The following is a 15,347-nucleotide window of genomic DNA, read 5'->3' on the forward strand; positions in this document are numbered from 1 at the left end:
GTTAGCAGCGTGCTTTTTAGCAACCTGAGCCAAGGCTCGGCCGATGGAACCGTCAGACGCTATCCGGATAGATCGGACGAATATCCACCGGCAGCGTACCCATTGCCTTGATCACGCCTTCCGCCTCCGGATCGAGCTTCGCCCAGCGGTCCATGAACGCGATGGTCCCGGCATAGTCGCCCCTGGCCTGCAACATCAGCATGTCGTGGAGCAGGTCGCGCAGGCCCGCTTCCATCTTCGCATCGTCCACCGTGAAGCGCCCGGTCGCCGGGTCGAAGACGAAGGCGCCCTTCGCACGCAGATAGCCGTATTGCAGCGCCGCGCCCTTGCCATGCGCCTCCACCGCGCCGAACCGCACCGCGCGGAACACGCCCACCGCGTAAGTCGCGAACAATTGCGGCTTTTCCGCCACCGGCAATTCGCCCTTCTGCATCATCAGCAGCAGGTCCCACACCCCCGCGACATCGGCCTTGGCCTCTTCGATGGCGGAGTTCTGCTCCTTCAGCGCCTTGTCCACGGTGGTCTTCTCGCCATTGACGACGATCGTGCCCGGCCCGAGACTGTGCGAGAGTTCGTGGAACAGCGTCTCGAACTGCATGTACCGACGATCCACCAGCGCCGCTTGCTCAGGCACCAGCACCAGCGCGCCCATCGGTTTCAAGATCAGGTCGAACTTGGCGCCCAGCACGTTGGAGAGGATCACCTTCTTGGCGCCCTTGGCCTCCCGCACCCGCTCGTCATTGGGCAGGTTGAAAGCGATGGTCTGCGGGCCCGGCACATTGTCGCCGCCACCGCGCACCTGCTCGGCCACGGCGATGGGGCTGGCGAAACCGCGCTGGAAGTTCTTGTACTCGTCGGGGATCGGCAGGTTCGCTTCCATATCGCGCAGGAAGGCCTTGTACTTGGCGAGCTTGGCCGATTCCTCGGGATCCTTCAGCGTCACGAAAGCCTCGAACGAGGCCTTCGCGCCCATCAGGCGATCGGTATAGACTTCATAAGGCCCGATAGCCGGTTCGATCGGCGTGCCCTCGATGTCCATCCACGCCAATTCGCTCTCGAAGTAGTCGTCGGTGCGCAGCGCCTTGGCCCGCAGGCTCAGAAACTTCTTCAGGCTCGCATTGCTGGTGCGCGCCGCCGCCTCGTCGAGCAGCTTGGCGGCAGGCTCCAGCCATTCCTTGTAGGCCTGCGAATAGGGCACCGCGACCAGCTTGCTCCCATCGCGCCGCACCACCGTATAGGGGCTGGTGAGCGCCGCCTTCTGGTCCGGATGGGCGGCGAGATAGGCCTCGAATTCCTGCCGCGTCAGGTCTTCGGGATAGAAACCGGCGCCTTCGGGCATCGGCTTGTCACCCCAGAACGGGTGGAGATCGGCCAGTTCGTCCCACGGGCCGAAGTTGCGGTGGAACATCTCCACCAGCAGATCGCGGTTGGCGCTCCGGTCTGCCGCAATCGCGCGGCCCACTTGCGGGTTCTCTGCATAGCGCTGGCGCATGTAGATCTCGCTGAACAGGTCGGCGACCTTCATCAGCTTGTTGACGACATCGCGCTCTTCAGGTGTCAGGAACTTGGTATCGACCTGCATGTGCACGGTCGCCAGCTTCGCCTTTTGCGCGGCAAGATCGTAGACCGGCGCGGCCGTCTGCGCCATGGCGGGCGGGGCCTGCAAGACACTGGCGGCAAGCAGCAATGGAGCGAGCGCGAAGCGGGTGGTGGGCATGATGGGGCCGAACTTGGGGACGAACTTAGGCGCGAACATGGGGGGAGCCTTTCGGGTCTGTTCTCGGCGCGGACCCTAGACCCAAGCGATCCATGAGAAAAGCCGCGAGCGCCGCCGAAACCGTTCAGCCGAACCAAGACCCGCGCCTCATTCTTTGCTAGCATATCAACAACAAGCATCAGAGAATGCCCGGAGAAGAGATGCCGCCATCGACCCTGAAGCGCCGATTTTTCACGGCTTCAGCTTGCCTGTTCCTGATGGCCAGCGGCTTTTCCGGGCTGGCCGAGGCGCCCGAAACCATCGGCGATCCAATCGTGGTGACGGCCCGCAAGATGCGGATCACGAATATCGAATACACCGTGCGCGGCCCCTATCTCAGAGGCTGCGTGCCGCACCCCTCCGTGGGATCGCCCGCCGCCGATCGCGTCCTTTGCTCCATGTTGCAGCAGTGCCTGCTCGAAGGGTACTCCGGAGAAATCCGCGCCAAAGCCTGTCTGAACGACCGTATCAACCGGTTCGCGGCGCAGGACGTTCCGATCGGAGCCGCCGAAGCCTCGTTCGAGACGGACATCGCGGAGAACCTCGGCACTCCGCAGGACAACGCGGCGCCTGCTCCCGAAACCTCCAACGAGATCACCGTTGCCGGATCGCGCCACCCCATTCCGGCGGGGCTGTGGCGCTTCGTCGAATACAGCACCCATACCACCAGCCTGGACCGTGTCTCGCCCCCATCGGTCCACCAGTGGCAGGTCTGCATGTCCGACGATGACCTTCACGCTTTCGCGAATGCCCTGCAAACGCCCGAAACCTCCGTGAACAACGCCATGCCGCCGGCCTGTCGCAGTTGGAAGATCAAGGTCAAAGGCAAGGACATTTCCGGCTCGTTGAGCTGCTTCCTGCAGGGCGGCGCGATCAAGCAGGGCAAACTCACCGGGCGTATCGACGCGAACCGTATCGAGATCACCAAGAACGTGCACTTTGACGCGAAATCGCCGAATGGCCGCGAGCTGCCGTTCTTCTCCACGCTTCAGTCCGAGCTGAGCGCCCAGCGGATTGGCGAGTGCACGAAGCGGTAGGACGGCGGCAATCGTTCGCAGCACCTCCCACTCCCAAAGAACCCGTCATCCCCGCGAAGGCGGGGATCCCGCTTCTGTCGTGCGGGGCGAGAGGTTGCCAGGAAGCGGGGCCCCCGCCTTCGCGGGGGCGACGGTTGTAAGACTGGCGGCCCCTCAGTTCTTCAGATCCGCTCCTAAAGCGGATCGAACTCCAGATGCAGGCTCGCCAGCGCGCGCAGGACATAGGTCGGTTCGTAATCGAAGTGCCACTCGCCTTCCCGTCCGTGATGCGCCTGCGATAGCCGGATATTGCCCATCCGCGCGAGCAGGCGCTCGATGCTGGTGACCACCTCGCGCCGGGCGAGCGGGGCACCGATGCAGGTGTGGGCACCGCGACCGAAAGCAAGATGTTCCTTGAGCTTTGGCCGGTCCATGTCGAACCTGCCGGGATCGGGGAAGCGCGCCGGATCGCGGTTGGCGGCCATGTGCGACATCAAGACCGCCGTGCCCGCCTTGATCTCCACGCCGCCCAGCGTGGTGGTCTTCTGGCACATGCGTCCGCCGCTCTTCACCGAGCCGTCGAAGCGCAAGACTTCCTCGACAAAATTGGCAATCCGCGCCGGATCGTCGCGCAGGCCCTGCTGGATGTCGGGGCGCGTGGCGATAACCTTGAAGGCGTTGGCGAGCAGGCGGTTGGTGGTGTCCTGCCCGGCGCCGAACAGGAACGCGGCAAGGCTGGTGAGGTCCACCAGAGTCGGCTTGCGGCCATCGGGATAGCGCGCCTGCGCCAGTTCGGCGAGGATGTCCTGCTGTGCCAGAACCCCGCGCAGCGGGCGCATCAGCGGATGAAGCGCGAAGCGGCGCTGGGCGATGAGCTTGAACAGGTCCTTGCCCACGCCAACCAGCGGGTTCTTCAGCATGTCCTCTTCGCTGGCGTCCATCGGCACCGGGATCGCGCCTTCGAGCAGCCCGCGGAATTTCGCGCGCGTCTTCTCGGACAGGCCGAGCAGGTCGGAGATCACCAGCGCACCATATGGCCCGCCGTACTGGCGCACGAGATCGACTTTGCCGTCATGGCGGAACTCGTCGATCAGCCCTTCGGCCGTGGCGAGCAGCTTGGGCTGAAGCTCCTTGAGGCGGCTCGGCGTGAACAGCCGCGCGAGGATCGAGCGCAAGTCGGCATGGCGATTGCCGCTCTCGGTGACGACCTGATCGGCGAACGGGATCTGCTTGCGATGCGCTTCGAGCATCGCGGTGATGTCGTCGCCCTCGGGCGTGAAGGGCAGTTCGGCCAGTGGGCCGGTCACGCCGTTGATCGACGAGAAGTGCTTGGTGTCCAGCATGACCTGCACGGTCTCGTCATAGCCCGTCACCGCTACGGCATTGCGGTACGGCAGGCGCACCACCGGGCCCTGCGCGCGCAAGTGGTCGAAATAGGCGTGCGGATCGTCCACCAGCCACACGTCGGTGTACCAGTCTGCGGTGTCGTACGACGCGGCATACTTCGGCGCTGGATTAAGCACTGGGCGACTTCTCCCGATCTCTCACATTTATGATCTTATGTGTATCACATCCACACCGATGGTCAAAGCTTCTCCGCTGTGATATCGCCCCGGCATGGCCATGACTGCCGCCCTCACCGCTTCCCGTACGTGCCGCCAAGGCGCGCGCGGCGGGGCGTGCGCGCGAAGCAGGTAAGGCCAACCACCCTTCCCTCACTCCGCGATACCGCCCGGCCCTTCGGCCGCCGGGTAAAAGCGCGCTTGCCGTTGGAGCCGGGTCTCCAGACCAAGGATCCGACAATGACCATATCCCTCCCCTTCGATGACGAGACGATCGAACGCGTCGCCCACGGCGTGCTCGACACCAGCTGGCCCTATGCCGAGTGGAGCCACGCCGCGCATTTCGCGGCGGCGCTCTGGCTGCTGCGCCATCCCGCGGTGCTGACCGGGCACGGCGGGATCGAGGCGGTGATCCGCCGTTACAACCGCGCCGTCGGCGTGCCGGAGAGCCCGACACGCGGCTTCCACGCCACCATTACCGAGGCTTCGATGCGCGTGGCGGCGCGGGAACTGGCCCGCCACGGCAAGGATGCGCCGCTCTCGCGCGTGCTGGCGGGAATCATGGATTCGCCGCTGGGCCGCTCGGGCTGGCTGCTTGTGCACTGGAGCGAGGCGCGGCTGATGAGCCCCGAGGCGCGCGCGGGCTGGATCGAGCCGGATCTCGTGCCGCTTCCCGAAGCCCATCCGGCCGGTCTATGATACCGGGATGCCGATCATAACCGCTCCCCTGACCCCCGCCCTGCCTCCCGCGATCGACTTGTTCGGGATCGCGGTCTTCGCGCTGTCCGGCGCGCTCACGGCGGTACAGATGCGCCAGACGTTCGTCACCGCCGCCTTCTTCGCGCTGATGACCGGCGTGGGGGGCGGTACCTTGCGCGACCTGCTGATCGGCGCCCCGGTGTTCTGGGTGCGCGATCACTATGTCGCCCCGGTCTGCCTTGCCGTGGCCTTGCTGGCCTGGTTCACACCGGTACGCTGGTGGCAAGGCCGCCTGCTCGAATGGGCCGACGCGCTGGGCCTTGCGGTCTATGCGGTGTTCGGCACGATCAAGGCGCTGGCCTGGGGCGTGCCGGCAGGCCCGGCGATCCTAATGGGCATCGTCACCAGCTGCGTCGGCGGCATCATCCGCGACGTGCTGGCGGGGCACCCCTCGATCCTGATGCGGCCGGAACTCTACGTCACCGCTGCCGCGCTGGCGGCAACGCTGGCGGCGGTGGGGATCGCGCTGGGGCTTTCGGCCGGGCTGAGCTGGGCGCTGGCTGCCGCCGCCGGTTTCGCGCTGCGCGGCGCGGCGATCCACTGGTCGCTCGGCCTGCCCGCCCATGTCGGGCCAGAGGACGCGGACTGACGGCTCAGACGCCCGGAATGCCGTTGAAGCCGAGATTGACGATAGAGCCGCGCCCGATCTCGCAGCGGAAATCGCCGCGCTTCGCCTTACCCTCGGCCGAAGCACCACCGCCCGAAACACTAACCCAGGCGCTCAGCACATAGCCCTCGGGCTTGTGCTCGATATCCTTGAGCCCGACCACCTGCACGCCCGTATAGCCGGCGCCATGCAGCGCGGTTTCGGCGGCGCCAGCGCACATATGCGCGGCCTGCCGCGAACTGACGCCGAATGCATCGCGCCGGTTATCAAGGCGGCGATCGGTGCCGAAGCGGTCCGTCTGCGCCAGTGCCACGGCAGGCAGCAGCGCGACGAGAAGCACGGCGCGAATGAAAGTCTTGGTGGGCATGGATCGGGGCTCCCTTGCACCTTCGGGCAGGCGATCAGCACGGAGGGGGAACTCTGCCGAGTCCCGCTCCATGCCCTATCCTCCGCGATTTCCCCGAAAACTCAAGCCCGTGGCGACGGATCGCCCTCCGCGCTGGATCACTTCTCCGGATGCAGCCCCGTCCACTGCGCCATGAAGGCCAGCACGTCTGCGCTCTCCTCGATCGCCTTGTCGGTCGGCTTGCCCGAGCCATGGCCCGCGCGCGTGTCGATGCGGATGAGGTGCGGCTTGTCGCCCAGCGCCGCATGCTGGAGCGCTGCGGCGTACTTGAACGAGTGCCCCGGTACCACACGGTCGTCGGTATCGGCCGTGGTCACCAGGATCGCCGGGTAGGCCATCCCCTCGCGGATGTTGTGGTAGGGCGAATAGGCGCGCAGCACCTTGAAGTCCGCCGCGCGGTCCGGATAGCCGTAGTCGTCCACCCAGTACCGCCCGGCCGTGAAGCGATCGAAGCGGAGCATGTCCATCACCCCCACTTGCGGCACGGCGGCCGCGAAGAGGTCCGGGCGCTGGTTGGTCACCGCCCCGATCAGCAAGCCGCCGTTCGAGCGGCCCTGAATGGCCAGCCCGTCCTTCGCGGCGATGCCTTGCGCCTTGAGGTACTCGCCTGCCGCGATGAAGTCGTCGAACACGTTCTGCTTGTTGGCCCCGCGCCCCGCGTCATGCCACGCGCGGCCATACTCGCCGCCGCCGCGCAAGTTCGCCATGGCATAAGCCCCGCCCGCCTGCACCCAGGCCATCGTCGATGCCGAGTACCCCGGCGTCAGCGCAATGTCGAAGCCGCCATAGCCATAGAGCAGCGTCGGCACGGGCTTGCCTGCCGCCGCCACGTCCTTGCGGCGCACCAGGAACATCGGAACGCGGGTGCCGTCCTTCGAGGTGTAGAAGCGCTGCTCGACCGCGATGTCGTCGGGCGAGAAGTCCATCTTCGGCTCGGCGAAGACTTCCGTCTTGCCCGTGCGCATATCGAGCCGGAAGATCGAGGCCGGCCGGTTGAAGCTGGAGAAGGCGTAGAACGTCTCCGGATCGCCCGGCCTGCCCCGGAAGCCCGAGGCCGTGCCGATCCCGCTGAGCGCCAGCGTGCGCGGGGTCTTGCCGTCCACCGAGACGATCTCGGCATGGCTCGCCGCATCGCGCATGTAGTTGAGCACGAGATCGCTGCCGATCACCCCGGCCCGCTCCAGAATATCGTCGCGCTCCGGCACGACCTCCGAGAAGGTCGGCGCCTTCTGGGCCAGATCGATGCTGACGAGGCGGAAACGCGGCGCGTTCTGGTTGGTGACGAACCACAGCCTCTGCCCCGCCCCTTCGACAAGGCGCCAGTCGTCGGTAAAGCCGGTGACCACCGCCTGCGTCCGCCAGCCCGCCCGCTTGCGCGCCGCCAGATCGACCACACGGACTTCGTAGCGCGCATCGGTGCCGATGGTGCTGGTAATCACCGCAAGGCGGCCGTCCTGCGTCACCTTGGCGCTGTGCCCGAATTCGGGATGATCGGGCGTCGCATAGACCAGTTCGTCGGCCGACTGCGGCGTGCCGAGCCGGTGATACCAGATAGCCTGATTGTAATTGCGGCTTTGGAACGTTTCGCCCGGCTTGGGCGCTGGGAAGCGCGAATAGAGGAAGCCCTCCTCGCCGATCCACGATAGCGGCGAGAACTTCACCCAGCGCAGCTCGTCCGCCATGACTTTGCCGGTATCGACGTCGAGCACATGGAGCACGCGCCAGTCGCTGCCGCCGTCCTGCACGCTGTAAAGCAGGTAGCGCCCCTTGTCCGACGGCTCCCAGTCATCGAGCGCGGTGGCGCCGTCCTTGGCCCAGCCATTCGGGTCGATCAGCAGGCGCGGCGTGCCGGAAAGCCCATCGCGCACGAAAAGCTGCGACTGGTTCTGGAGCCCCGAATTGCGCGTGTAGAAATAGCGCCTGCCCGCCTTGGTCGGCAGCCCGAAGCGCTCGAAATCGGTGAGCGCGCTGACCCGCTGCTGGAACCAGGCGCGCTGTGGCAGGGTCTTCAGATAGGCATCGGTAAAGGCAGATTGCCGCACTACCCAGTCGGCGACATCGGCATCGCGGCGCACGTCGGCTTCGAGCCAGCGATAGGGATCGGCGATCTTCTCCCCGAACAGCGTATCGACCACGTCACCGCGCCGCGTTTCCGGATAGACCAGCGGCTCCCTGTTCTGCGTGGAAGGCATGTCCTGTGCGGAAAGCGAAGAGGCCGTCAGAAGCACCATGCCGAAAGCCCCACCGAGGCCGGCCAGACGAACCATGTCGTTCTCCGAGAATGAAAAAAGGCGGCCGCGAGCCTAGCACTCGCGACCGCCCTTTCAATCTCGCCTCAGCTTTCGCGTGTGGAAAGCCGGAGGACCCTCAGCCTATCAGGCTTCGGCGTATTCGTTTTCTTCGGTCAGAACCGGACCCGAGTCCTTGCCCTTTTCCGAGGTGTCGCGGTCAACGAGTTCGATGATCGCGATCGGGGCGGCGTCCGAAGCGCGGATGCCGGCCTTGATGATGCGGGTGTAACCACCGTTGCGGCCCGCGTAGCGCTCTGCGAGCACTTCGAAGAGCTTCTTTTCCTGGGCTTCGTCCATCAGGCGCGCGTGCGCCAGACGACGGTTCGAAAGGCCGCCATGCTTCGCGAGCGTGATCAGCTTTTCGAGGTAAGGACGCAGTTCCTTCGCCTTCGGCGTGGTGGTCTGGATCTGCTCGTGCTTGATGAGAGCGGCAGCCATGTTGCGCAGAAGAGCGGCGCGATGGCCCGAGGTGCGCTGCAGCTTGCGCTGACCGTGCTTATGACGCATTTTCAGTTCTCCGTTCGTCAGACAGCCGTTCAAGGTACTGCCTGCCGGGCGATGTGGTTCGGCCACCGCCCAAAGCCGGTTCACTTTCGTGTGAAGGGCGCCCTCAAGACGAAAACGGCGAAAGAGTCAAGGATTGATGCCCCCGGCAGCCAATTCATGCCCGCGCAATGGTCGGAATGCGCACCACGCCAAAACGCCAGCTCCACAGCCCGATATACCTGCGGCGAACACCAGCATTCCAACGGCGACCAACCTGTAGTCCTCGTATTTCCCCGTAAAAGCGGGACTTTCGTAGTAGATATCCTGATAGCTCAGCCCAAACATGACGCGCGAATAGGTCCGCCACACGAAGTGGCCAAAAATCATCGCAAACCAGATGAAGCCCAGACCCAATTCGACCCGCGCCAGCCAAAGCGCCATCCCAGCACGGCGTAGCCATCGCGCAATCCAGACAATAGAGACGGTCGGCGGGATTACCGCCAGCAAGACATCGCTGACTGAAAAGCCCCCGCCAGGCGCGTTGCGAGCGAACCAGCACGCCGACCACGTTAGCGACAGAAAACAGACTGTCAGCGATATGATCGCAAGCAGGATCCGCATGAGCTGCCAAGCCTCCCTCTCCAGTCCCTAACGCAACAGTACCAGAACCGGCGGCCCCAACGTCAGCAATCCGATCCCCGCCGCCGCAATCGCCGCGATGAGTACGGCGCCCGCCGCGATGTCCTTGATGCGACCTATGGCCTCATCGAAGCCGGGCTCGATCCGGTCGCACAGTTCCTCGATCGCAGTGTTGAGCGCCTCGGCCAGCCAGACAAGTGCCATGGCGAGCACCAGCCAGCGCCAGTCGCTTGCCGAAACCTGTAAGAATAGCCCTGCCGCTACCACACCAAGCGAAGCGGTCAGATGTAGCCGGGCGTTATGCTCGCCCTCAACAAGCTGACGGAGGCCACGCCACGCATAAATAGAGCTCCGGAGACGCGCCACGACACTGAAACGACTTTGCTCCGGCAGCCCATCGGCTGAGAGCGTATCGGAAGGTTCGACCATGCCGATACCTTAAACCGACGCTGCAAGTTTGGACCAGCATAAAGAAAAAGGGCCCCACATTGCTGCGGAGCCCTTCTTCAATTCGGTACCGAAGGTGCCGATCAGCCGAGCAGTTCCTGCTCCAGCTTCTTGGCCATCTCTTCGATGTTCTCGGGCGGCCAGCCCGGGATGTCCATGCCGAGGCGCAGGCCCATCGACGAAAGGACTTCCTTGATCTCGTTGAGCGACTTGCGGCCGAAGTTCGGCGTGCGCAGCATCTCGGCTTCGGTCTTCTGAACCAGATCGCCGATGTAGATGATGTTGTCGTTCTTGAGGCAGTTGGCCGAACGGACCGACAGTTCCAGCTCGTCCACCTTCTTGAGAAGGTAGCGGTTGAGCTGGTTGGTGTCGCTCTCTTCCGAGGTCGCAGCACCGCCGGCAGCCATGCCGATCATCGGCGAGGCGCCAACCGGGGCGATGTCTTCGAAGTGGACGAACAGCGCCAGCTGGTCCTGGAGGATGCGGGCGGCATAAGCCACTGCGTCTTCCGGGGTCACGGTGCCGTCGGTCTCGACCATGAGGCTCAGCTTGTCGTAGTCAAGCTCCTGGCCGATACGGGCGTTCTCGACCTTGTAGCTGACCTGACGGACCGGCGAGTAGAGCGAGTCGACCGGGATCAGACCGATCGGCGCGTCAACCGGACGGTTCGACACGGCGGGGACGTAGCCCTTGCCGGTGTCGGCGGTCAGTTCCATGTTCAGGACTGCGCCCTCGTCGAGGTGGCAGACCACGAGGTCCTTGTTCATGACCTCGATGTCACCCGACACCGCGATGTCGCCAGCCTTGACCTCGCCCGGGCCAGTGGCCGAGAGCTGGAGGCGCTTGGGGCCTTCGCCCTGCATCTTGAGCGCGATCTGCTTGACGTTCAGGACGATGTCCGTGACGTCTTCGCGAACGCCGGCAAGCGACGAGAATTCGTGAAGGACGTTCTCGATCTTGATCGAGGTGATCGCCGCGCCTTGCAGCGAGGAGAGCAGCACGCGGCGCAGCGCGTTGCCGAGCGTCAGGCCGAAGCCACGCTCCAGCGGCTCGGCGATGAAGGTCGCCTTCAGCTTGGGGTCGGGTCCCGGCTTGATCTCAAGGCTGTTCGGCTTCTTGAGTTCCTGCCAGTTCTTGATGTTGACAGTCATGGACTTCCCCTGGGAGTGATGGCGGTTACGTCCCGCAGCCTGGTGGAAAGGCCCGGGACGTTCCGAAATCGGACGGCGACCGGTTCGCCGTCCGTATTAGCTCGATCAGACGCGACGGCGCTTCGACGGACGAACACCGTTGTGCGGGATCGGTGTCACGTCGCGGATCGAGGTAATGGTGAAGCCGACAGCCTGGAGGGCGCGCAGGGCGCTCTCACGGCCCGAACCCGGGCCCTTGACTTCGACTTCGAGGGTGCGCACGCCGTGCTCGGCGGCCTTCTTGCCGGCGTCGTCAGCGGCGACCTGTGCGGCGTAGGGAGTCGACTTGCGGCTGCCCTTGAAGCCCATCATGCCGGCCGAGGACCACGAAATCGCGTTGCCCTGGGCGTCGGTGATGGTCACCATGGTGTTGTTGAAGCTAGCATTCACATGCGCGATGCCGCTGGTGATGTTCTTGCGTTCGCGGCGCTTAATGCGCTGGGGTTCGCGTGCCATGTCCGTATATCCTGTAGATTAGTCGCTGCGGGAAAGAAGCCGAAAGGCGACTTACTTCTTCTTGCCGGCGATCGGCTTGGCCTTACCCTTGCGGGTGCGCGCATTGGTGTGCGTGCGCTGGCCGCGAACCGGCAGACCCTTGCGATGACGCAGGCCGCGGTAGCAGGCGAGGTCCATCAGGCGCTTGATGTTCATCGCGGTTTCGCGACGAAGATCACCTTCGACCGTGTGGTCGGCGTCGATGGTTTCGCGAATCTGCAGGACTTCGGCGTCCGACAGGTCCTGGATGCGACGGCTGTGGTCGATGCCCAGCTTGTCGGCGATTTCCAGGGCCTTGGTACGACCGATGCCATGGATGTAGGTGAGCGCGATGATCACGCGCTTGTTGGTGGGGAGATTTACCCCTGCAATACGAGCCACTTAATTCTCCATGCTCCACAGGAATGCCCCTGCGGGCTTTCCTATCTCAACGCTCAAATTCCACCTGAAACTGCTGAAATGGCAAAAGGTCCGGAGCACAGCAACCATTTTGCCTGTACCATCCGGACTTGCCGCAAGTGTCAAGTGAACGGCGCGCTTAGAACGATTCGCAAGGCATGTCAACGCCTGCAAATCCGCGTTCAAGCGCTCGGGCGACCCGGCCCGGACTGAGGCCCGGTGCGCAAGGATCGATCTGGAGCGATCCGCGCCATGGCCTTCGGGCTGCGGCCCGCTCTTCGGCGGTCGTCGCAACACCCGTGATGCAATCAGTGTACCGGATTCGCAAAGCGCAGTCAAAGAAAGCGCAAAGGCCGCAAGGACCTGCCCGCGTTTCCGATGCGCGCCGCGCGCCCTCAACGGCCGATGATCCGCGTCTTGTCGTCCTTCACGGGCGGCGCGTCTTGTGGCTTGTCGGCCGGACCGGCAGGCGGCTCACCCACGGCGCCGAGCGTATCGGGGCGGAATGCAGCGGCAAACGAGCCGCCAAGTTTTTCGACGAAGCGATCGACCTGCCCGGCCAGCACCCGGTCGAGCATCGGCGCAAGCCGGGCCGCATCGGTCCGGAAATAGCCGCCGACGACATATTCCACGAGGATCTGCGTGCCCGTCTCATCGGGCTTGAACTGGAAGGTCAGCGTGCCGACGGCGGCATCGGCCTGAAGCGGGCCCAGCGCGCCGGTCAAGCGCAGCGCCCTGCCCTTGTCGATATAGATCACGCGCATGTGCTCGACACCGCCGCGCGGCGCCGCTTTTGGCGCGTCCTTGTCGGGCAGCACTTCGCAGAAACATCCGCCGGGCCGCGCATCCAGCGAGAGATTGGCAGAGCTGCCCGAATAGGTGTGCTCCGAATCCCACCACTGCGACGGTTTGACCAGCACGGCCCAGGCCTCATCGGCGCCGACGGGGACATGCGCGACGTAGCGCATCACGATGCCGCGCTCGCTTGCCTCCTGCACCTTCGCCTGAGCCGGTGCTGCCGCGAGCACGCCAAGCCCCACCATCGCGAACAGCGCGAGTGTTGCCGCCTTCTTCATCGATTCCCCCTGCCCGTGCCTGTGCCCATGCGCGCCGCCCCAGCGCAGTGCAGTCGATGCAAAAAGGGCCCGCGATATCCGCGAGCCCTTCGAAGCTTCAGGACTTGAGCGCCGCCTCGATCGCGGCGGTCACATCGTCCATCTCGGCCATTCCGTCGACCTTGGCGACAATCCCGCGCGCTTCGTAGATCGGCAGGATCGGCGCCGTCTTGGCCCGGTATTCGGCCATGCGCGTGCGCACGGTCTCGGCATTGTCGTCCGGGCGGCGCTTGAATTCAGTGCCCCCGCACTTGTCGCAGACGCCCGGAACCTTCGGCTGCTCGAACTTGTCGTGGTAGCCCTTGCCGCACGTGGCGCACGTGAAGCGGCCGGTGATACGCTCGACCAGCGCATCCTCGTTCACTTCAAGCTCCACCACGTGGTCAAGCTTGCGTCCGCGCCCGGCCAGGATCGCGTCGAGCGATTCGGCCTGCGCCGCAGTGCGCGGATAGCCGTCGAAGATGGCGCCGACGCTCGGCCCCATCGCGTCAAGCTCATCCCCGATCAGTGCCGAAACGATCTCGTCAGAGACCAGTTCGCCACGTTCCATCACAGCTTTGGCTTCAAGCCCGGTGGGCGTGCCGGCCTTGACGGCGGCGCGCAGCATGTCGCCGGTGGAGAGCTGGCGCATGCCGTGCCGCTCAACCAGACGCTGCGCCTGGGTGCCCTTGCCCGCCCCCGGCGGGCCCAACAGGATGATATTCACGCCTTACCCCTCAATTATCCCTGTGCCTGCGCTCCCTTCAGCGCAGGCGTCCCTTCAGCTTGGCCTTCTTGATCAGGTCGCCATACTGGTGCGCCAGCAGGTGCGACTGGATCTGGGTGATGGTGTCGACCGTCACGTTGACGACGATCAACAGGCTGGTGCCCCCCATGAACAACAGCGGCAGACCGGTCATCGAGAGGAAGTACTCGGGCACGGTGCAAACCACGGTCAGATACAAGGCGCCGATCACGGTCACGCGCGTCAGCACGTAGTCCAGATAGTTCGCGGTGTTCTTGCCCGGACGGATGCCGGGAATGAAGCCGCCATTCTTCTTCAGGTTGTCGGCCGTCTCTTCAGGATTGAAGACCACGGCAGTGTAGAAGAACGAGAAGAAGATGATGCCGGCCGCATAGAGCGCCATGTACAGCGGCTTGCCATGGCCGAGATACTGGTTGAGCGTGACGACGATCTTGCCCGCGGTCGATTCCGGGTTCAGCGACTTGCCGGCGAACTGGGTGATCGTCAGCGGCAGCAGCAGCAGCGAGCTGGCGAAGATCGGCGGGATGACGCCGGCGGTGTTCAGCTTCAGCGGCAGGTGGCTGCGATCGGCCTGCATCATGCCGCGCTGGGTAGCGCGCTTGGGATACTGGATCAGCAGGCGGCGCGTGGAACGCTCGAAGAAGCAGATCCCCAGGATCATCAGCACCACGAGTGCGATCAGCGAGATGATCAGGATCGAGCCGGTGTCGCCGGCGCTGTAGGCCTGGCCCACGTTGCTGGCGAACGTCGGCATCTGGGCGACGATGCCGGCCATGATGATCAGCGAAACGCCGTTGCCTATACCGCGCGCGGTGATCTGCTCACCCAGCCACAGCAGGAACATGGTGCCGCCAACCAGCGAGATGACCGCGCCCACGCGGAACACGAGGCCCGGATCCACGACTGCGGCGAGACCGCTGGAGGCGCCATAGGCCTCAAGGCTCACGGCCAGGAACCAGCCCTGGATCGCGCAGAGCACCACAGCGCCGTAGCGCGTGTACTGGTTGAGCTTCTTGCGGCCGGCTTCGCCTTCCTTCTTCAGCGCCATCAGCGACGGATGAAGGGCAGCGGCCAGCTGAACGACGATCGACGCCGTGATGTAGGGCATCACGCCGAGCGCGATCAGGCTCATGCGCGAAAGCGAGCCGCCCGAGAACGTGTTGAACAGGTCGAGAATGCCGCCCTGCGTCTTGTCATAGAGCTTGGCGAGAATCACCGGGTTCACACCCGGGAGCGGCACGAAGCTCAGGAAGCGGAAAACGATCAGCGCACCGACTGTGAACCAGATACGGTTCTTCAGTTCGGTGGCCTTCGAGAAATTGGCCAGGTTCAGCGAGCTGGCAATGTTGTCGGCGCGAGAAGCCATGACGATTGGTAATGCCTCGAATAGTCGGTTCGCACTTGCCTTAGCGACTGCGCGCAGGCTTGTCGAAC

General features: G+C 64.5%; 16 protein-coding genes. 3 read left to right on the plus strand and 13 right to left on the minus strand.

Features of this window, described 5'->3' with window-relative positions; all coding sequences use genetic code 11:
- Positions 1-52: 52 nt before the first annotated feature.
- Positions 53-1,756 (minus strand): dipeptidyl-peptidase 3 family protein, encoded by a 1,704-nt coding sequence (locus AC1VVK_RS05560; protein WP_482904703.1) that lies wholly within the window; start codon positions 1,754-1,756, stop codon positions 53-55.
- Positions 1,757-1,917: 161 nt separating this feature from the next.
- Here AC1VVK_RS05560 and AC1VVK_RS05565 point away from each other — a divergent pair, with 161 nt between their 5' ends.
- The gene (locus tag AC1VVK_RS05565; protein WP_482904704.1) at positions 1,918-2,793 is read left to right on the plus strand and encodes a hypothetical protein; all 876 of its coding nucleotides are present in this window, start codon (positions 1,918-1,920) and stop codon (positions 2,791-2,793) included.
- Positions 2,794-2,966: 173 nt separating this feature from the next.
- On the opposite strand, the gene AC1VVK_RS05570 is transcribed toward AC1VVK_RS05565, so the two are convergent.
- Positions 2,967-4,295, minus strand: coding sequence for a cytochrome P450 (locus AC1VVK_RS05570; protein ID WP_482904705.1), 1,329 nt, complete (start codon positions 4,293-4,295; stop codon positions 2,967-2,969).
- Between the two features lie 279 nt (positions 4,296-4,574).
- Here AC1VVK_RS05570 and AC1VVK_RS05575 point away from each other — a divergent pair, with 279 nt between their 5' ends.
- Together AC1VVK_RS05575 and AC1VVK_RS05580 are read left to right on the plus strand one after the other, a co-directional pair.
- A complete protein-coding gene (locus AC1VVK_RS05575; protein WP_482904706.1) occupies positions 4,575-5,033 on the plus strand; it encodes a hypothetical protein in 459 nt (152 codons plus the stop codon).
- Between the two features lie 7 nt (positions 5,034-5,040).
- Complete coding sequence (locus AC1VVK_RS05580) at positions 5,041-5,682, plus strand: trimeric intracellular cation channel family protein (RefSeq protein WP_482904707.1); 642 nt, start codon at positions 5,041-5,043, stop codon at positions 5,680-5,682.
- A 4-nt stretch (positions 5,683-5,686) separates the two neighbouring features.
- Here the strand turns inward: AC1VVK_RS05580 and AC1VVK_RS05585 are convergent, their stop codons facing one another.
- From AC1VVK_RS05585 to secY, 11 genes are all read right to left on the minus strand, one after another.
- Entirely contained in the window at positions 5,687-6,067 is a 381-nt protein-coding gene (locus AC1VVK_RS05585; RefSeq protein WP_482904708.1) for a hypothetical protein, read from the minus strand.
- Positions 6,068-6,204: 137 nt separating this feature from the next.
- Complete coding sequence (locus tag AC1VVK_RS05590) at positions 6,205-8,373, minus strand: prolyl oligopeptidase family serine peptidase (protein WP_482904709.1); 2,169 nt, start codon at positions 8,371-8,373, stop codon at positions 6,205-6,207.
- A 108-nt stretch (positions 8,374-8,481) separates the two neighbouring features.
- Entirely contained in the window at positions 8,482-8,904 is a 423-nt protein-coding gene (gene rplQ / locus AC1VVK_RS05595; protein WP_132387461.1) for a 50S ribosomal protein L17, read from the minus strand.
- A 126-nt stretch (positions 8,905-9,030) separates the two neighbouring features.
- Positions 9,031-9,504, minus strand: a complete 474-nt coding sequence (locus tag AC1VVK_RS05600) for a hypothetical protein (RefSeq protein WP_482904710.1) — start codon at positions 9,502-9,504, stop codon at positions 9,031-9,033.
- 27 nt (positions 9,505-9,531) lie between these two features.
- On the minus strand, positions 9,532-9,951 hold the full coding sequence (locus AC1VVK_RS05605; protein ID WP_482904711.1) for a diacylglycerol kinase family protein: 420 nt from the start codon (positions 9,949-9,951) through the stop codon (positions 9,532-9,534).
- Positions 9,952-10,052: 101 nt separating this feature from the next.
- Positions 10,053-11,120, minus strand: coding sequence for a DNA-directed RNA polymerase subunit alpha (locus AC1VVK_RS05610; protein WP_132386825.1), 1,068 nt, complete (start codon positions 11,118-11,120; stop codon positions 10,053-10,055).
- A gap of 105 nt (positions 11,121-11,225) precedes the next feature.
- The gene (gene rpsK, locus AC1VVK_RS05615) at positions 11,226-11,615 is read right to left on the minus strand and encodes a 30S ribosomal protein S11 (RefSeq protein ID WP_007011846.1); all 390 of its coding nucleotides are present in this window, start codon (positions 11,613-11,615) and stop codon (positions 11,226-11,228) included.
- 51 nt (positions 11,616-11,666) lie between these two features.
- Complete coding sequence (gene rpsM, locus AC1VVK_RS05620; protein WP_086490038.1) at positions 11,667-12,035, minus strand: 30S ribosomal protein S13; 369 nt, start codon at positions 12,033-12,035, stop codon at positions 11,667-11,669.
- Positions 12,036-12,448: 413 nt separating this feature from the next.
- Positions 12,449-13,129 carry an SRPBCC family protein gene (locus tag AC1VVK_RS05625; protein ID WP_482904712.1) on the minus strand — a complete coding sequence of 227 codons (681 nt, stop codon included), beginning with the start codon at positions 13,127-13,129 and terminating at the stop codon, positions 12,449-12,451.
- A gap of 97 nt (positions 13,130-13,226) precedes the next feature.
- Positions 13,227-13,874 (minus strand): adenylate kinase, encoded by a 648-nt coding sequence (locus AC1VVK_RS05630; RefSeq protein WP_132386829.1) that lies wholly within the window; start codon positions 13,872-13,874, stop codon positions 13,227-13,229.
- A 37-nt stretch (positions 13,875-13,911) separates the two neighbouring features.
- Entirely contained in the window at positions 13,912-15,279 is a 1,368-nt protein-coding gene (secY, locus tag AC1VVK_RS05635; protein ID WP_132386831.1) for a preprotein translocase subunit SecY, read from the minus strand.
- Positions 15,280-15,347 lie beyond the last annotated feature (68 nt).

This window comes from Novosphingobium sp. BL-S-32, from assembly GCF_056857055.1.